Genomic DNA, 17,257 nt, shown 5'->3' with positions numbered 1-17,257 from the left:
TGGAAGTTTTCCTTTCAGGTGCGGAATGTCATTTTTAATGCTTCTGTCAAATGTACAATAAACACGTATCCAGCATAAGTGTAAGCAAAATTTATGAAATTCCGGCAGCTTCGGCCAAATATTCGACTAGATGCAATGCTCGCACAGAATCAGACAGTTTTTCGCGTTCGATACCAAGCTTCATCTGTATGAGACATCCTGGGTTGGTCGTAATCACGACTGATGCTCCGGTCGCTTTCGTATGCTTCATTTTCTCATCAAGGATGTCCATTGAGGCATCATAGTTAATGATATTATAGATTCCTGCTGAACCGCAGCACATGTTTGCTTGCTCCATCTCAACAAAATTAATTCCTGAAATACTTTTTAGAAGGTTTAAAGGCTCCTCAGTCACTTTTTGAACATTGGTCATATGACATGAAGGCTGATATGTGACTCGTTCTTCCGGATTTGATCGAAGATTAGGCAGTCCGCCGCAAGCGACTAGCACTTGGCTGATATCTCTTGATTTTGCAGTGAACGCAGCCGCTCTATCAGCCCATTCTTGATCATCTGCGAGCAGGTGGTCATATTCATGCAGCATAGCGCCGCATCCTCCGGCATTATTCACAATAAAATCAACGTTCTCTTGTTCAAATGCGGCGATGTTTTGTTTTGCGAGACGCTTGGCTTCCTCTATTTCACCAGAGTGCGCATGCAGTGCACCGCAGCATGTCTGATTAGGGATGACAATGACATCACAACCCGCTTCTGCAAGCAGCTGTACAGACAACCGGTTAATGCGATGGAACATAGCATCCATGACACATCCGGTGAAAAATGCAACTGTATATTTTTTTTCACCTTTTGCTTTCACTCTGGAAGGAGCTTGTTTACGTTCTGCTGGTGAAACTGCCTGAGACATTGTCGCTTCGAATTCACCTAAATGATAAGGCAGCTTTTTCATAATACCAGTTTTGCGCATCGCTTTTTGCAATCCGCTTTTTTCATAGAGCCAAAACGTATTGCCGATCACATTCATGGCTGTTTTACTAGGGAATACGTTCTGAAACATTGTCTTTCTCAGCAGACGAACAGGAGCTTTAAATTTCTTGCGTTTCACAAGTGCAGCCCTTGCTGATTCAAGGATGGAACCATATTCCACTCCAGTCGGACAAGCCGTTTCACAAGCCCGGCATCCAAGGCATAAATCCAGCGGCTCTTCAAGCACTGATAGATCCGTGATTTTTCCTTCGCCAACCATTTTGACTAAATTAATACGTCCGCGCGGTGAATGTGTTTCTATTCGCATAGTTACATATGTCGGGCAGACGGGCAGACAATAACCGCACTGTACACAGCTGTTCGTTTTATTATATTGAAATTCTTCCCTTAGTTCTTCAAGAGATTCTTTCATGTTAACTCAACTCCAATTTCTGCCCCTTTTCGGGGAAAATTTTTCCTGGATTCATGATGTTATTTGGATCCCAAACTTTTTTAATCCGCTTCATCATATCCAGACCGACTGGTCCTAATTCCATTTCCATAAAAGGAGCCTTCATAGTTCCGATGCCGTGTTCGCCTGAAAGCGTTCCGCCAAGTTCAACTGCTGCTGTGAAAATTTCAGCGACAGCTTGTTCTACGCGGCGCATTTCTTCTTTGTCGTTTTTGTCGCAAATAATGTTTGGATGCAGGTTGCCATCACCTGCGTGACCGAATACGACGAGGTGAATATTATATTTATCTCGAATTTCCTGCAATCTTGCGCACATTTGAGGTATTTTGCTTCGTGGTACGGTGGCATCTTCTGAAATTTTGGTCGGTTTTATACGTACGATAGCAGGAGATACCAGCTTTCGAGCTTTCCAGATCTCCGCTTTTTCCGCTTCATTTTTTGGAATGCGAACAGCTCTTGCTCCGACAAGATAACATAGTTCCGCTGCTTGTTTGATCTCATCCTTTAAAGCTAAAGGATGGCCGTCGAGCTCAATGAGAATAATCGCTTCTGCATCTACAGGCAGGCCTAAAGGCTCGTAATTTTCGACCGCCACAATCGAAGCTTGATCCATTAACTCCATTTTGGCAGGCAAAATACCTGACGATAAAATTTTTGAAATGGCGCTTCCCGCATCAACAAGGCTGTCAAATACCGCCATAATGGTTTCGGAAGCGGGCGGCTTTGGAAGAAGGCGCAAAATTGCTTTTGTAATGATGCCTAAGGTTCCTTCTGATCCGACAATGAGTTTTGTTAAATCATAACCGGTTACATTTTTTACAGTGCGTCCGCCAGTATGAATGATTTCACCCTCAGGAGTGATAACCTCCAAACCAATCACATAATCTTTCGTTACTCCGTATTTTAATCCTCTTGGACCTCCAGAGTTCTCAGCTAAATTTCCGCCAATAGTAGACACATGTGAACTGCTTGGATCTGGAGGATACATTAATCCTTTTTTCTCGGCTGCTTTGTGAATATCCGCTGTTAATACTCCCGGGGATACAACGGCGATTAAGTCTTCTTCATGAATTTCAAGTACATCATCTAATACCGATAAATCCAATACCATACCGCCTTTGACAGGCAGCGGGCCACCGCTTAATGATGTGGCTTGACCGCGAGGATAAACTGGGATTTTCTCGCGATTGGCAAGCTTCACAAGGGATGCTAATTCTTCCACGCTCTTTGTTTGAATGACCACATCCGGCAGAAATGTTCCGAAAGAGCCGTCGAATGAATAGCTGAAACGGTCGCTCTCATCAGTGAGTACTTTACCGGTTTTAACTATTGATTTAATCTCTTCAATATGACTCGGTGTAACTACCTTCATATGAATCTCTCACTTTCCAATTTTCTATATCGTATAATCTCTTAAAAGCAGACTTAATTTTTTCTCAGCATTTTTTAAATGGATGAGACATTGGATTTTGGCGAGGTCCGGTTCTTCTGCTTCGATTGCTTGTAAAATATTGTAATGTTCTTGATATACAGCTTTTCGTTTTTGTTTTAACTCCACGTTAGGTCGCAACGTAATCTTTAATGTTTTTTCATAAAGAGAGGATAGATTTTCAAGTGTTTGAATTAAAACTGGATTATGTGTAGCCAAAATAATCGAACGATGGAATTCGATATCGGCCTCTGTTGAAATGTCTCCTTCTTCTAAAGATTCATTTTCCATTGTTTTTAAAATTCGTTTCATTTGCTCTAGCTGTTCAGGTGTACGTCGGAGTGCTGCTAAATATGCTGCTTCCGGCTCCAAAATTTTTCTCATTTCAAATAAATATTTAATGCTGTCCACATCATCGCTCTCAATTCGAATACGCTGTAATAATGATGAATTTGTTGATTCTTCTACATAACTCCCGCCGCCTTGACGCGAGGAAATGACACCTGCTGCACGCAGCATACTTAAAGCCTCGCGAATAGGTACTCTACTTACACCGAATTGAGCAGCCAACTCCATTTCTGTCGGCAGCTTAGAGCCTGGTGGAAATTTTCCGATTTCAATTTGTTTCAATAATTCACGAGATATCATTTGCGAAACTTTTTCTTTTTTGGCCATGACTCCCTCTCCTTTCGTAGTTCTAAAATAGGGAATGGACGAAATTTGTATAACAAATTTATTGATTTATATAACAAATTTATAATAATTTTTTTGAAATTTTAATTTACAACACGCTATTTTATGATTATAATAATCAAAAAAAATAAAAAACACAAGATATACAGTGAAATTTGTATTACTAATTTGTATTACAAATAACAAGTTGTTAGAACATGTTATTTACATTAGGATCCAACACAAAATAGGGACCCTTTATTCTAGTCTGAAAATGTAAACACTTACATTTTATAAGATTTTTTGGCCTTCAGCCTGTGTACTTTAAGGTGTGTTGATTCCTAATTGTAAATAAAGTGAAGTAATTTCGTTTCAATAATTTTCGGAACATTTACTTCATTCAATCTATACAGTTTTTTCTATATTCATTTTAAATTTAGGGGGAGTGGGTATGATGAATGACGCAGTGTCTTTGGAAAAGCAAACAGTGCGAAAAGTAACTATGCGAATTGTTCCGTTTATTATTCTATTGTATATTATTGCGTTCATTGACAGGGCGAATTTAGGCTATGCTGCTTTGGATATGAACGATGCACTTGGGCTGACGAGCCAAATGTTTGGAATTGCTTCCGGCGTTTTCTTCATTAGTTATTTTCTATTTGAAGTGCCAAGCAATATAATGCTGGAACGTGTTGGGGCGCGCAAATGGATTGCCCGTATTCTCATAACGTGGGGAATTGTTGTGGTCTTAACCGGATTTGTTGAAAACGCCATCCATCTATATATACTCAGATTTTTGCTCGGAGCGTTTGAAGCAGGATTTTTCCCAGGCATAATTTTGTATCTTACTTACTGGTTTAGAGCTAAAGAAAGGGCCAAAACAATTGCCATGTTTATGACAGCTATCGCAGTTTCTTATATTATTGGGGCTCCTGTCTCAACATGGATTTTGGACAATATAAATTGGCTCGGGTTGGACGGATGGCGTTGGATGTTCATCCTTGAAGGTATACCGGCCGTTATTTTAGGAATTTTAACGCTCTTCTATTTAACGGACAGCCCTGAACAAGCAAAGTGGCTTACGAATGATGAGAAGAATTGGTTAATTGCAGAATTAAAGAAAGACAGAGAGGCTAATGCTGAGGCAAACTCAAACCATCATGGATTTAAATATGCCTTGACTAATCCTAGAGTATGGTATTTGGCTGTCATTTACTTTACGTTCAACATCGGTTTGTATGGAATCGGGTTCTGGCTGCCGCAAATTATAAAATCACTATCAGATGTATTATCAAACACACAAATTGGATTACTGACGATGATTCCTTATATATTCGGTGCAATTGCTATGAATATTTGGTCTCGCCGCTCTGATCGCTTAGGAGAGAGACGTATTCACGCAGCGATTGCTCTAATCGTCGGATGTGTGGGATTGTTTGGGTCGGGAATGATGTCATCTCCTTTCTTGTCGATTTTAATGATGTCAGTAGCAGTTGCGGGAATGTACAGCTTCTATGGTCCTTTTTGGTCTTTAGCGACTCAATTCTTAAGTTCGTCTGTTGCAGCTGTGGGAATTGCTGCCATAAACTCAATTGGAAACTTAAGCGGCTTTGCAGGCCCTTATGCGATCGGGATGATTCAAGATGCTACCGGAAGCGTAAACGTTGCCTTGTTCTTTTTAAGCGCTTCGCTTTTGATTCCAAGCATTCTGCTATTTGCAATGCGGAAGGAACATGCGGGCCAATTGTCCCGTGACATAAATGTAGATCAAAATTAGGTAGTGATTTCTAATTAAAAAATCCCAGCCGCTCGCACACTATAGCTGATGTTTAATCTTGATATTTGCATGAAATTTGACAATATGAAATGTTAGCTGAAGGCCAATAAACAATTCATTTTATAGTGAATGGATTAAAAACATGAACTAAAAAAAGTTTTGAAATCAGGAAAGACTTGTAGAAAGGAAGTTATCAGCAATGTCTTTAATGCCTTATACGTATTTTATGCCTACACGAGTAGAATGTGGTAATGGAATATCTGAAAAAACGGGAGAAATGATAAAGGAATTAGGCGTTAAAAATGTACTCATTGTAACTGATAAAGGGGTAAGAGCAGCCAACCTTTTAGAAGGAATTGAAAAGTCGCTCCATGCTGCAAACGTGAATTATGAAATTTATGATGAGGTAGAGCCGAATCCGTCTGATGAAACGATTCATAAAGGCACTGAATATCTGAAGCAGTATCAAAATGATGCCGTTTTGGCTGTAGGCGGCGGAAGCAGTATTGACACTGCCAAAGGCATCGCAGTGATGGCGAAAAATCCCGGCCATATCTTTGATTATGAAGGGGTAGGAAAGATTGCCATTCCGCCGCTTCCAATCGCAGCTATACCGACTACGGCAGGTACTGGAAGTGAAGTAACGGCCTCAACCGTTGTGACCAATAAAGAAACATTATTTAAATTAGCAGTCATTAGTCCTTATTTATATCCAAAATTAGCTATACTGGATCCGGCTCTTACACTCAATCTGCCTCAGGAAATTACTGCAGCAACTGGCATGGATGCGTTAACTCATGCGATTGAATCGTATACATCCAAGGCAGCCAATCCTGTAAGCCAAGCATTAGCTATTCACGCTGTTAAAATGATTGGCGAAAATTTAACGAAAGCCTACTTTGTGGGAACAGATATAAAAAGTAGAGAAAACATGCTGGTTGCATCCATGATTGCTGGAATAGCCTTTGCGCAGTCTCGGTTAGGAAATGTGCATGCGATTTCACATACTTTTGGAGGAGTTTTTAATATTCCGCATGGAATTGCAAACGCAGTGCTTTTACCTTTTGTGATGAAATTCAATTTGCCTGCGTGTCCAGAAAAGTTCAAAGATATAGCGGCCGCTTTAGGGAAGGATGTTACCGGTTTATCTACTATTGAGGCCGCTGAAGAAGCAATAAACGCTGTCATTGAAATGAATCGAACGATGAAAATTCCACTCAATATAAAAGACCTGGGTGTATCAAAAGAATTGATTCCGAAATTAGTGGAGGATTCGATGAGAAGTGGAAATGTGCATGTAAATCCTAGACTGACAAGGCCGGCCGACATTCAATTAATCATTGAGAGAGCTTATGACGGTATTTTAGAAGAGTTCTAATAATAGAGAGAATAAACGATTTAGTTTACAAAATCAGGTTTCTTATCATCATATTTCATGCTTTTATGTAATGCGGAGAAACGGACTTCCGGCGCATGGATGCTTTTCAATCTTCTTCGTTGTCGCGAAGCGGATTATTTGATGTGGACTTTCTAGTATATTTTGCTGAAATCCTAGTTACACAGATTGTCAATTGTCAATGGAAAAATTGATGTGATGGGTATAGTGGAAAATAGCAGCCTTAGTGGTTCATGTCGTCTAGCTGCTTCTTAAACAGGGAATAAAGGCATTGTAAAAATCGAATGGTTGCGATTTTCTGTTGTCTAAAAATCGATTATTCTCATTTTGCGAAATCATCGGGAGTTTGAATCTTTTTCAAACCTCCAAACTTCAATCTTAAAGCTCCAAAAAAGAAGTTCAAAGGATTCTATGACCTTCTTATACATTAGCCGCAGAACGAATGTGTTCTCTATGTGTTGTTTTAGAAAATTGTTGAAGCATCGATGTAAAGCACAGCTTTGTGATAAATGAACAAGCTTGATTGGGGTGGCTCTTCATAAAGGACAAAAAATACACAGAGAAAATGATGATGAGTTTATTTGAAATGGCAACTCTTTTAGGTTTGAGTTTCACTTAATAGTTGGTGAAAAACAAGTACAGAATGGAAAAATTCCACTGCTGCAAACTTAAGCTTTAATTTGCAATCATAAGGAGGGTTAACCGTGTTAAAAACTAATTCTTTAGTTGATTTAACAGATCTAAAAATGTATGTGAACGGCGAATGGATAGAGGCAAAAGACGGAAAGACCATTTCAGTTATGAATCCTTCGACAGGAAAAACGATAGCGAATGTCCCCAATGGCGGTCGTTTCGAGACGCGCCAAGCGATTGAAGCGGCAGAGCATGCCTTTAAAAGCTGGTCGAAATTAACTGCAAACGATCGTGCGCAATATTTGCTGAAATTGCGGGATTTGATGCATGAATACAAAGATGAATTAGCGGAAATCGTCAGTTTGGAAATGGGAAAACCGATAACGGAAGCAAAAGGGGAAGTAGTTTTTGCCGCCAGCTATTTAGAATGGTTTGCTGAAGAGGGCCGCCGGATTTATGGAGAAACGATTCCTGCATCTGTTCCGAATAAAAGATTGCTAGTGATCCGTCAGCCAATCGGTGTGGTGGCTGCTATTACCCCTTGGAATTTTCCGTTGGCTATGATGACAAGAAAGCTAGGCCCTGCTTTGGCAAGTGGGTGCACAGGAATCGTGAAGCCTGCGAAGCAATCTCCAATCAGTGCCATTGCTTTTTGCAAATTAGTCGAAATGGCAGAGATTCCTCGCGGAGTCATCAATCTGGTAATAGGCAACGCGGGTCCGATTTCGGATGAAATTTTCGAAAATCCAATTGTAAGAAAAATTTCTTTTACCGGATCGACTGAGATCGGAAAATTACTGGTGACAAAGTCGGCTTCTCAATTGAAACGGCTATCGCTCGAGCTGGGCGGGCATGCACCGTTTATCGTTTTTGAAGACGCTGATTTAGAGGCGGCTGCTTCTGGTGCAGTGGCAAGTAAATTTCGAAATACAGGACAAACTTGTGTTTGTGCCAATCGAATTTACGTTCAGCGTTCCGTTTTAGACAAGTTTTCGGAAATTTTCGTGAAAAAGGTGCAAGCATTGAAAGTTGGAAATAGTTTAGATCCAAGCGTTCAAGTAGGACCTCTCGTAAGCTCTGAAGGGTTAGAAAAGGTAGAAGAGCATGTCCATGATGCTTTGGCAAAAGGAGCCCGCGTTCTTTGCGGCGGACAAAGAATCGGAGGCGAATTGTCGGAAGGATTGTTCTATGAACCAACCGTATTAGCTGGAGTCAACACAGATATGCTGATTACAAAGGAAGAGACATTTGGGCCTGTCGCTCCGATTATTCCATTTGATACAGAAGAGGAAGTCATTCAATATGCCAATAATACCGAGTACGGCTTAGCAGCATATTTTTATACGCAAAATATCAGCCGAGCCGTTAGAGTTTCGGAAGCATTGGAATTTGGCATCGTCGGTTTGAACGATTCGATTCCTGCTGTCGCCCAAGCGCCATTTGGAGGCGTGAAAGAGAGCGGAATAGGCCGAGAAGGGGGACACCATGGAATAGACGAATATTTAGAAGTTAAGTATATTTCGATGGGTGTTTAAACGGGTCTAATGCAAAAGGAAGATAAATAGATAAGAAGCAGATTCATCCGTTTAGGGCAGCAGCCTGAACAGCTTTTCTGCACATTTTTGGCATAGCAGCCCTTGATGAATCTGCTTTTTTATTCATTTTTACAAATTGGACGGAAAAGGAATTTTCCTTCTTTAAGTGCAGCCGCCGAAAGATGTCTTGTAAAAAATTTTTAATAGACGATGCGAAGAATGAAACATAAATTGATGTGGGGTCATACTTGGGCTTCCTCGAATTCGAGTCAGCGGTCTACAATACATTGAATGGAAAAATGAATGTACAACAATTAAAACATAGCAAGTGATAGACCAATATTTACAGCTTTTGAAGCAATAACGACTCATAAATTCGAATGCGCTGCAGCTGCAAGCGCTGCCTGCCCGAGACTAATGCCGCCGTCGTTAGGCGGAACTTCTTCACCGGCCCAGATATGCATATCGCTTTCAAAAAATAACTCTTTCAAATCAGCTAACAAAAGCGAATTTTGAAATACGCCGCCGGACAACACAACAGTGTCAATTTCATAAGCCGCTCCTAAAGAACGAACACTTCTAAATATGCCTTCTGCGACGCTTCGATGAAATGCGCGAGCAATCACCGCTGCATCTTTTCCTTTTAGACGGTCTTCTGCCATTTCCTTTAAAAAAGGACGGTAGTCTAGCTCTTTTCCATTCCACGGGAAAGAATATACCTTCTCTAATGGAGCTGTACGTGCTAAATGCTCCAGCCAAATGGCTGCCTGTCCTTCAAATGAGATAGGACCGGTAAATCCTAAAAGGGCCGCTGCTGCATCAAACAAACGGCCGACGGACGTTGTTGGAAAGGTGCGCAATTGTTTCTCTACCATCTTCACTGCCGTGAAAAATCGTTCAGGAAACGAAAGCTGCTTGCCGACATTTATTGCCCATTTCGGATCATCCACAAAGAAACCAGCCAGCGCTTGAAGCGGCATGCGTGCCGCCGCATCTCCGCCAGGAAGCATGGCGTAACGAAGATGTCCGCGCCGTTTTAGACCTTCCGCAGCGCTTCCGACAAACAGCTCGCCGCCCCAGATCGCTCCATCGTCGCCAAAACCTGTTCCATCAAACGTCACTCCGATCACCCGTTTGTCCAATGCATTTCGCTCCGCCAGCACGGACGCCACATGAGCGCGGTGGTGCTGGATGCCAATATGTTGATAAGCTTCTAGATTGTGGGCAAAGGCGGTAGATTGGTAGTCGGGATGAAGATCGTACGCCACAATCGTTTCTTGCAATCGAACATCATACATCGACAAAAGATCATGGACCGTTTGCTCAAATGACATATATGCTTCGTATTTCATTAAATCTCCTAAATGTTGGCTCATGATCGCCTGTCCGTTGACCACTAATGTAATGGTATTTTTTAGGTCAGCTCCAACCGCAAGTACAGGCCGATCACTGGGCAATTGGGCAGCAGGAAGCGGCGCATACCCCCGCGCCCGCCGAAGTACAGTAGGGCCAAATGGGCTGACGCGAACGACGGAATCATCGACGCGGCGGGCAATAGGGCGCTCCCCAATAAGCCATGCGTCCGCGATGCCTTCAAGTGCCTTGATCGCTTCTTCATCATCATAGATGATCGGTTCACTGGAACGGTTAGCACTTGTCATTACAAGCACTTCTGGTGCGTCGAAATGAAACAGCAAATGGTGGAGAGGGGTGTATGGAAGCATTACTCCTAAATCGGAATTATCAGGAGCTACTCCCGGCAGCAATCGGCGAGCCTGTGCCAACACGATGGGTCGGGCGGAAGATGTAAGGAGATTTTCTTCTTCCGCACATATATCGATAAACGACCTTGCTGTCTCGAGATCTTTTACCATTAAGGCAAACGGCTTTTCCCCGCGTCGCTTCCGCCTTCTAAGCTCCCATACCGCTTCTTCGTTTTCAGCATCACACGCCAAAAGATAGCCGCCAAGCCCCTTGATCGCAACGATGCGCCCAGAACGAAGGAGCTCGGCCGTTTTTTTGATTGCTTTTTCATCACCATGTATTTCTCCATCCTGTCCCTGCACATGATAATGAGGACCGCAATCGGGGCAAGCAGTTGGCTGCGCATGAAACCGTCGATCCGCCGGATCATAATATTCCACTGAACAAGCCGGACACATAGACCACATATGCATTGTCGTATAAGGCCGGTCATACGGCAGCCGCTCAATGACCGTATATCGTGGACCGCAATCCGTGCAATTGATGTATGGATAAAGGAATCGGCGGTTAGCTGGATCAAACAATTCTGACAAGCATTTCGGACAAACCGCAAGATCAGCAGGAATTTGCACTGTCGGCCGATTATGGAGCGTGCTGGCCAAAATTTCGAAATCAGCTGCTTCTTGTAAAGGCGCATCTTTAATTTCCAAATTGGTTATTTTAGCTGAGGAAGGGTATCGATCTGTAATTTCTTGAACAAATTGTTGAATGGCATCTGCGTCCCCTTCCACATGAATCTCCACGCCGCTTTCTCCATTGCGCACCCATCCGCTGAGCTTCCACCGCTTTGCTTTACGAAAGACAAAAGGACGAAAACCGACCCCTTGCACAACACCATATATGCAAATACGCTGCGCTATTTTCATGATGAATCACCTGCTTTCGTTATAAAACGGGAGATTTTCGAGCTTTCGAACAGATAAATAGAGCTCAGTGGACCGTCCGAACTTTGAATAAGAAAACATTGTCCGTTGAACTTAATGCGCTGGCATTTAGCTTTGTTCTCGCATTCTGAACTGAAGGCGTATACATAACAGAACTTTTCATGCCGACATATTCCACTTTCCTAGAGATGTATCCGTTTATTTTGCACGTATCTTACCTAAAGAGAAGAGAGGGGGCGCCCGTTTAAGAAAACGGCTTCTCCTCCTTTGCGGACGGTAATGCAACCATGCATCCGCGGCCGGAAACTCCTATTTGAATGACCTGCCCGTCTTCTACTAAGACTGGAACAGTACCTCCTCCCGTCAAAACAACAAGCTGCTTCAATGCCGCTTTGTCTTCTTCGACATCATACTCGACAAATTCTTTTCCGTCCCATAATAAACTTTCCCGCAATTCCTTCGTGTAAGGACATCCTTTCGCACCATAAAGCTCCAGCATTATTTCTCATCCTCCAAAGAGATGATTTATTATTAAGCATTTTCATGATTGATTAACAGATGCGAGGCAACGGATCGCCAATCAGCATATCGATCAAGCGTGTACCTCCATATTGAGAACGTGCTAAAACTGCTTTTTTTGGCTCTGCTTGTATTTCACCAATGCGCTTCGCATTCTCCCCGCCCGGCATGCTTCTAAGTGTTTTTAATGCGATATCGGCGTATTCAGGCGAAATGACGGCAAGAAACTGCCCTTCATTGGCAATATGAAGGGGATCCAATCCTAAAATTTCGCAGGCACCGCGCACTGCCGGGCGAACTGGAATTGCCTCTTCATCGAGTATAACAGCTACTTGAGCGTCTCTTGCCAATTCGTTTAATGCCGTAGCTACACCGCCTCGGGTTGGATCGCGCAGCCATCTAAGCCCCGGCGCCGCCGCCTCAATAAGTGCCGATACGAACGGCCAAACCGCCCGAGTATCGGAAGTAAGGTCAGCTTCTAAATCCAACTCCCCTCTAGCCAAGAGAACGGTAATCCCATGATCACCAATTGCACCAGACAAAATGACATGATCACCCGGTTGAACGTTTCTGGACGAAAGAGAAACGCGCGGATCGGTAAGGCCGATACCGGCTGTCGTGATGTACAGACCGTCCGCTTTTCCGTGCTCCACTACTTTCGTATCTCCCCCGACCACAGGCACTCCGACACGTTGAGCTGCCTTGGCGATAGCCGCCACCTCCCGTTCCAACTCCGACGTTGTCAATCCCGCTTCGATAATAAGTGTTGTCACCAAAGCCAACGGCTTTGCTCCTCCCATCGCCAAGTCGTTTATAGTCCCATTGACGGCAAGTTCGCCGATAGATCCCCCTGGGAAGACGAGTGGATTGACAACAAAGCTGTCTGCAGTAAACGCCAATCGGCTCCCATTTGCCTCAACATATGCCGCATCATTTAATTCTGCTGGTTTGTCCCCCATCATATAGGGAACCAACAGTCCTTCGATCAGTCTTCTGCTGGCTTTCCCACCAGCGCCATGAGCCAATTCGATATAAGAATCAGTAAAATTCACTTTGGCTGTCTTCATGCTTGTTCCTTCCTTTCTTCCTGATGCAACGATTAATTAAGAAGTTCAGTGAGCGTCTCCCAAATCATATAACGTCTGAAAGTAAGCTGATGAACCCTGCCACTGCCCGAAATCGAAACGCATTGTATTTCACCTAACAGGGAAAACAATCTATATAATTTCCTCTTTTTTTATTCACCCACTGCTTCTTGCAAATGAACGTAATGATAATAGGCGGCGCATGCCCCTTCTGACGACACCATAAGAGCTCCCACCGGATGTTCCGGAGTGCATTCTTTGCCAAACAGCTGACATTGATGCGGCTTCAATATACCTTTTAATACTTGTCCGCAAGGCGCCATTTGCGGATCACTCACACGAGATCCCTCGACTTGGAAACGAACTTCCGCATCCCACTTGGCGAATTCAGGCCGCAATTTGAGCGCAGACTGCTGAATAGCCCCAAGTCCCCTCCATTCAAAAAGAGAGCGGACTTCAAAAACTTCTTTCATTACATCAAGTGCAGACATATTTCCTTCGTAAGGAACGACGCGGCTATATTGATTTTCTACTTCAAACCGCCCCTCGCGCATTTGTTTTACAAGCATGAGGATCGATTGCAGTAAATCGAGCGGTTCAAAACCGGAGATAATTATCGGTTTTTGGTATTTTTTTGCGATGCTTTCATAAGGACGGGCGCCGATTACAGATGAAACATGACCAGGTCCGATAAACCCATCAATGCGCATATCCGGAGAATCCAATATTGCCTGCATTGCCGGTATAATTAGGACGTGATTGGAAAATACAGAGAAATTGGGCACATCCAATTCACGTGCGCGCATGAGCGTCAATGCTGTTGATGGGGCGGTAGTTTCAAAGCCAATCGCGAACAGCACAACTTGCCGGTCTGGATTCTTCATCGCTATGTTTAAAGCATCTAAAGGGGAGTACACCATACGTATATCAGCCCCTTTAGCTTTTAGTTCGAGAGGCGTTCCATGTTTCCCGGGAACGCGCATTACATCACCGAATGCGGTAAAAATGACGTTCTGCTGCTTGGCAATCGAAAGTCCATTGTCCATACGTCCCATTGGAAGAATACAGACAGGGCATCCCGGTCCATGGACAAGCTCAATGTTTTCAGGCAGCAGATTCTGCAATCCAAATCGAAAAATCGAAAAGGTATGTCCTCCGCAAACCTCCATAAAACGATAGTGATAATCTGGATCGACGAGACGGTGGATTTCTTCCGATATTTTGCGGATTAATTCCGGATTGCGAAACTCGTCAACATATTTCATCGTCGTCATTAAACTGCACCTCCTAAAATTAGATCAACAACGACTGCCTGCATGCATATCGTCTTTTTCGGAACGGGTTTTGATTGACCAATCATATGCCTTTTGTTGCCTTAAGTCTCCAGCGCTGTGTATTAACATGTTTAAACTTTTTCGTTATCAAATTGGTAACCTTGTACTTCCTCGATCGCTTCATCCGATTCATTTAACATGCTTAGCAAATTCAATTGTTCATTTGCTTGTTCTTCACTGATTTTGCTCATCGCAAATCCCACATGAATAAGCACCCAATCTCCAAGAAGGAGATGTTCATTTTTTAATAAGTCAATGTTAATTTTGCGGCGCACACCGCAAACATTCACCACAGCATAATGGCGGTCACCATCTAACATTTCTACAATTTGGCCTGGAATAGCTAAACACATAGATGAATCGCTCCCCCCGATTTGCAATAAATATGAAAATTTAGATATTTTATTGTCCGTAAAGAAAACTAGAAGTTCATTCGAACACTAAAACACTGAAACTTTTGTTAGAGATTCTTTAGAACAATCATGTAAATTCAAGGCGCCAAATGATGACGCGGTTATTTCCTGAATCAGCAATTGCCAGACGATTTTGATGACACCAAATCCCGTACGGCCAGCAAAGTGAATCCCTTGTTACGGCTTTCCAGCGATTTTCTCCCATTCCTTCGAAATCTGCTTGGCCAATAACATACGAAGCAGGATGATACGCTCCTTTTCGCGGCGACTCAGTAAAAAGAAGGATGCGGTTGTTTGCCGTGTCAGCCACCGCTAGCAAATTGTTGTATTGTGCGATTCCGTAAGGAAACCGGAAGCGCCGGGGTCCTTGCGGTACATGTGGAAGTTCAAATGACTGAGTAAAATCTTGTTGACCGAGAACTAACTCAGCTGGGCGGTCCGTCTCTGGAGGCGGCGTATAGCCAAGAATGCGGTGATTGCCCGCATCGGCAACGTATAACGTATTTCCGTCGCCGGCAAGAGCGTGCGGCCAGCGATACGTATCCGTTCCTACGCCTTTTCCCCTATTCTCACTGTTTACATAACCATTCGGTTGACCAAGAATGACATCAGGAACACGCCCATCTTCCGGTAAACCTTTCCATCCCAAAACTCGGCGATTCCCCGTATCCGCTACGTAAAACCATTCATCAATGTATGCAAAATTATATGGCCAATAAAATCCAGTCGGACTAACTTTTCCTCCTCGATTAGGGGATGTCCCTGACAGATCCTCTTGTCCCAAGACATAATCGGGAGGCTGGTTATTTATTTTTGGCAATGTTTCCCAAATGAGCAGACGATGGTGCCAAGCATCTGCGACAAATAGCTTTCCTTCAATGACCGCAACGCCAGTTGGGAGATGAAACAGCTTTGGTCCTTCTGTTTCAAAATCAGGCTGACCTAAAACGATGTCAGCTGGCGCATGATCATTTTCCGGCCAGCTGTACCAAATGAGTACGCGATGGTTGCCGCTGTCGGCCGCCACTACAATATCATCGTCTACATACACTCCCCTTGGTGCATAAAGATGAATCCTGTTTGGATGGGCAGGGGGCAGCACAAGACCGCCTGGGGCCGGTCCCCCTAACCACCGTTCGGGATATGCGGTTAACTTAATCGTATCCATATTTTTTCATCCTCTACCCGAACTGGAAATGGTTCTAGCTGCACGTGAGGTGCCGTCATGCATTCCCCGGTGGATAAATCAAAACGGAAGCCGTGCCATGGACAAGTAATAATAGAGTTGTCCACCAGTCCTCCGTCAAGAGACATCCCCATATGAGGGCATTGATTGCGAAATACCATTACTTTTCCTTCTAAGCGAACCAGCAAAACATCGAGCTCCTCATGCGAAAAGCGAACAGGACTCCCTTCTTCCAGTTCCGAAGCGGATGGACCTTGCACCCATCCGTTTTGTTCTAAATTTCCAGTATCATTCATAGCGTGAAATGGCATGTAGCCGGAGGTCACTTCCTCTTCGACCATGACAACATGTTCAATTTCTGGAACGCGGGCTTTAATTGCTTCCTCAATCCCATTTTTCAACGTCATAGCGGATAGCGAGCAACCGGAACAAGCTCCTTGAAGGCGGACATAAACTGTATTTCCTTCCACTTTAACTAGCTCCACGCCACCTCCGTGGGAACGCATATAAGGACGCACTTCTTCTAACGCGGCGGCGGTACGGGTAAATAAATCTTGTTTAATGATTCCGTGCATCAAAAACATCGCATAAATAGAAGGGTCTTCTGCAGCTTTCAACAGCAATTCTTTTCCCGCCTCCGTTTCACGAAACGTGCGAACGAGTTTTCTAAGAGCATGTTCGTGAAAGGCTTCAATGGCTTTTTTCAATTCCATTGCTTTCATCCGAGCGTCTTCTGGCAGACCCTTTATCGAGTCCAGCACGCGATCCACCCGTCCAGCCAAAGCTTGAAAATCCTCTTCCTGCTGAACTTTCATGATCACTCACCTCCAAAAGCCAATGTTTGCTCCAGAGCTTCTTCGGTTTTCCGATATAATAAAGCGGCAAATGTTTGTTTGGCCATCTCCTGCAGCATTTCTTCAACCGTATTACGGTCAACAATGTTAATAAAATCATTGACGCGATGATTGGCTAAAGCCTGCAAAATGAGGCAAGAGCCCGCTGGATTATCAAGAAGGGCATCGCGAAAGAAAGCGTCCACAAATTCGTTCAGCCAAATTCCCTCACTTTGAGGATTTGCGCGAAGCCGTTCCAGAGCTTTTTGAGCTCCTTCATTGCGCTGGATGATACGTTCACAAAAGCGGTCAACCGCCATACCCAACAAAAGATTAAAATATTGCTGTTCGTGGGGATTCAT

14 protein-coding genes are annotated in these 17,257 nt (G+C 43.6%); 3 read left to right on the top strand and 11 right to left on the bottom strand.

Features of this window, described 5'->3' with window-relative positions:
- Window positions 1–91: 91 nt before the first annotated feature.
- Genes ACVIJU_RS18930 through ACVIJU_RS18920 form a run of 3 tightly spaced genes read right to left on the bottom strand, consistent with a single transcriptional unit; the run spans window position 92 to window position 3,539 of the window.
- Entirely contained in the window at window positions 92–1,396 is a 1,305-nt protein-coding gene (locus ACVIJU_RS18930) for a (Fe-S)-binding protein (RefSeq protein WP_327863430.1), read from the bottom strand.
- Between the two features lies 1 nt (window position 1,397).
- Complete coding sequence (locus ACVIJU_RS18925; protein WP_339229733.1) at window positions 1,398–2,807, bottom strand: FAD-binding oxidoreductase; 1,410 nt, start codon at window positions 2,805–2,807, stop codon at window positions 1,398–1,400.
- Between the two features lie 24 nt (window positions 2,808–2,831).
- Window positions 2,832–3,539, bottom strand: coding sequence for a FadR/GntR family transcriptional regulator (locus ACVIJU_RS18920; RefSeq protein WP_063387623.1), 708 nt, complete (start codon window positions 3,537–3,539; stop codon window positions 2,832–2,834).
- 448 nt (window positions 3,540–3,987) lie between these two features.
- On the opposite strand from ACVIJU_RS18920, the gene ACVIJU_RS18915 reads away from it, so the two are divergent.
- From ACVIJU_RS18915 to ACVIJU_RS18905, 3 genes are all read left to right on the top strand, one after another.
- The gene (locus tag ACVIJU_RS18915; RefSeq protein WP_063387622.1) at window positions 3,988–5,313 is read left to right on the top strand and encodes an MFS transporter; all 1,326 of its coding nucleotides are present in this window, start codon (window positions 3,988–3,990) and stop codon (window positions 5,311–5,313) included.
- A 199-nt stretch (window positions 5,314–5,512) separates the two neighbouring features.
- Window positions 5,513–6,691, top strand: coding sequence for an iron-containing alcohol dehydrogenase (locus tag ACVIJU_RS18910; protein ID WP_063387621.1), 1,179 nt, complete (start codon window positions 5,513–5,515; stop codon window positions 6,689–6,691).
- 722 nt (window positions 6,692–7,413) lie between these two features.
- Entirely contained in the window at window positions 7,414–8,877 is a 1,464-nt protein-coding gene (locus ACVIJU_RS18905) for an NAD-dependent succinate-semialdehyde dehydrogenase (RefSeq protein ID WP_456687902.1), read from the top strand.
- Between the two features lie 368 nt (window positions 8,878–9,245).
- On the opposite strand, the gene hypF is transcribed toward ACVIJU_RS18905, so the two are convergent.
- From hypF to ACVIJU_RS18865, 8 genes are all read right to left on the bottom strand, one after another.
- Window positions 9,246–11,507 (bottom strand): carbamoyltransferase HypF, encoded by a 2,262-nt coding sequence (gene hypF / locus ACVIJU_RS18900; protein WP_117017263.1) that lies wholly within the window; start codon window positions 11,505–11,507, stop codon window positions 9,246–9,248.
- A 262-nt stretch (window positions 11,508–11,769) separates the two neighbouring features.
- Complete coding sequence (locus tag ACVIJU_RS18895) at window positions 11,770–12,024, bottom strand: Uxx-star family glutaredoxin-like (seleno)protein (RefSeq protein WP_117017262.1); 255 nt, start codon at window positions 12,022–12,024, stop codon at window positions 11,770–11,772.
- A 52-nt stretch (window positions 12,025–12,076) separates the two neighbouring features.
- Complete coding sequence (gene hypE / locus ACVIJU_RS18890) at window positions 12,077–13,111, bottom strand: hydrogenase expression/formation protein HypE (protein WP_063387618.1); 1,035 nt, start codon at window positions 13,109–13,111, stop codon at window positions 12,077–12,079.
- Between the two features lie 170 nt (window positions 13,112–13,281).
- The gene (gene hypD, locus ACVIJU_RS18885) at window positions 13,282–14,403 is read right to left on the bottom strand and encodes a hydrogenase formation protein HypD (protein ID WP_327873440.1); all 1,122 of its coding nucleotides are present in this window, start codon (window positions 14,401–14,403) and stop codon (window positions 13,282–13,284) included.
- 131 nt (window positions 14,404–14,534) lie between these two features.
- On the bottom strand, window positions 14,535–14,816 hold the full coding sequence (locus tag ACVIJU_RS18880; protein ID WP_063387617.1) for a HypC/HybG/HupF family hydrogenase formation chaperone: 282 nt from the start codon (window positions 14,814–14,816) through the stop codon (window positions 14,535–14,537).
- 127 nt (window positions 14,817–14,943) lie between these two features.
- Window positions 14,944–16,044 (bottom strand): NHL repeat-containing protein, encoded by a 1,101-nt coding sequence (locus tag ACVIJU_RS18875; RefSeq protein WP_117017261.1) that lies wholly within the window; start codon window positions 16,042–16,044, stop codon window positions 14,944–14,946.
- Complete coding sequence (locus ACVIJU_RS18870; protein ID WP_117017260.1) at window positions 16,026–16,877, bottom strand: NifU family protein; 852 nt, start codon at window positions 16,875–16,877, stop codon at window positions 16,026–16,028. The genes ACVIJU_RS18875 and ACVIJU_RS18870 overlap by 19 nt, the downstream gene beginning before the upstream one ends.
- Before the next feature lie 2 nt (window positions 16,878–16,879).
- Window positions 16,880–17,257, bottom strand: a complete 378-nt coding sequence (locus ACVIJU_RS18865) for a hypothetical protein (RefSeq protein ID WP_066248148.1) — start codon at window positions 17,255–17,257, stop codon at window positions 16,880–16,882.

The organism is Aeribacillus sp. SP014 (genome assembly GCF_054055575.1).
Note: the sequence above shows the minus strand (reverse complement) of the source record. Positions and strands in the feature narration are given on the sequence as shown.

Excerpts from the sequence above, each read along its gene's own strand:
- ACVIJU_RS18930 (WP_327863430.1), bottom strand. The coding sequence starts at position 1,396 with ATGAAAGAATCTCTTGAAGAACTAAGGGAAGAATTTCAATATAATAAA.
- ACVIJU_RS18925 (WP_339229733.1), bottom strand. The coding sequence starts at position 2,807 with ATGAAGGTAGTTACACCGAGTCATATTGAAGAGATTAAATCAATAGTT.
- ACVIJU_RS18920 (WP_063387623.1), bottom strand. The coding sequence starts at position 3,539 with ATGGCCAAAAAAGAAAAAGTTTCGCAAATGATATCTCGTGAATTATTG.
- ACVIJU_RS18915 (WP_063387622.1), top strand. The coding sequence starts at position 3,988 with ATGATGAATGACGCAGTGTCTTTGGAAAAGCAAACAGTGCGAAAAGTA.
- ACVIJU_RS18910 (WP_063387621.1), top strand. The coding sequence starts at position 5,513 with ATGTCTTTAATGCCTTATACGTATTTTATGCCTACACGAGTAGAATGT.
- hypF (WP_117017263.1), bottom strand. The coding sequence starts at position 11,507 with ATGAAAATAGCGCAGCGTATTTGCATATATGGTGTTGTGCAAGGGGTC.
- ACVIJU_RS18895 (WP_117017262.1), bottom strand. The coding sequence starts at position 12,024 with ATGCTGGAGCTTTATGGTGCGAAAGGATGTCCTTACACGAAGGAATTG.
- hypE (WP_063387618.1), bottom strand. The coding sequence starts at position 13,111 with ATGAAGACAGCCAAAGTGAATTTTACTGATTCTTATATCGAATTGGCT.
- hypD (WP_327873440.1), bottom strand. The coding sequence starts at position 14,403 with ATGACGACGATGAAATATGTTGACGAGTTTCGCAATCCGGAATTAATC.
- ACVIJU_RS18880 (WP_063387617.1), bottom strand. The coding sequence starts at position 14,816 with ATGTGTTTAGCTATTCCAGGCCAAATTGTAGAAATGTTAGATGGTGAC.
- ACVIJU_RS18875 (WP_117017261.1), bottom strand. The coding sequence starts at position 16,044 with ATGGATACGATTAAGTTAACCGCATATCCCGAACGGTGGTTAGGGGGA.
- ACVIJU_RS18870 (WP_117017260.1), bottom strand. The coding sequence starts at position 16,877 with ATGAAAGTTCAGCAGGAAGAGGATTTTCAAGCTTTGGCTGGACGGGTG.
- ACVIJU_RS18865 (WP_066248148.1), bottom strand. The coding sequence starts at position 17,257 with ATGAATCCCCACGAACAGCAATATTTTAATCTTTTGTTGGGTATGGCG.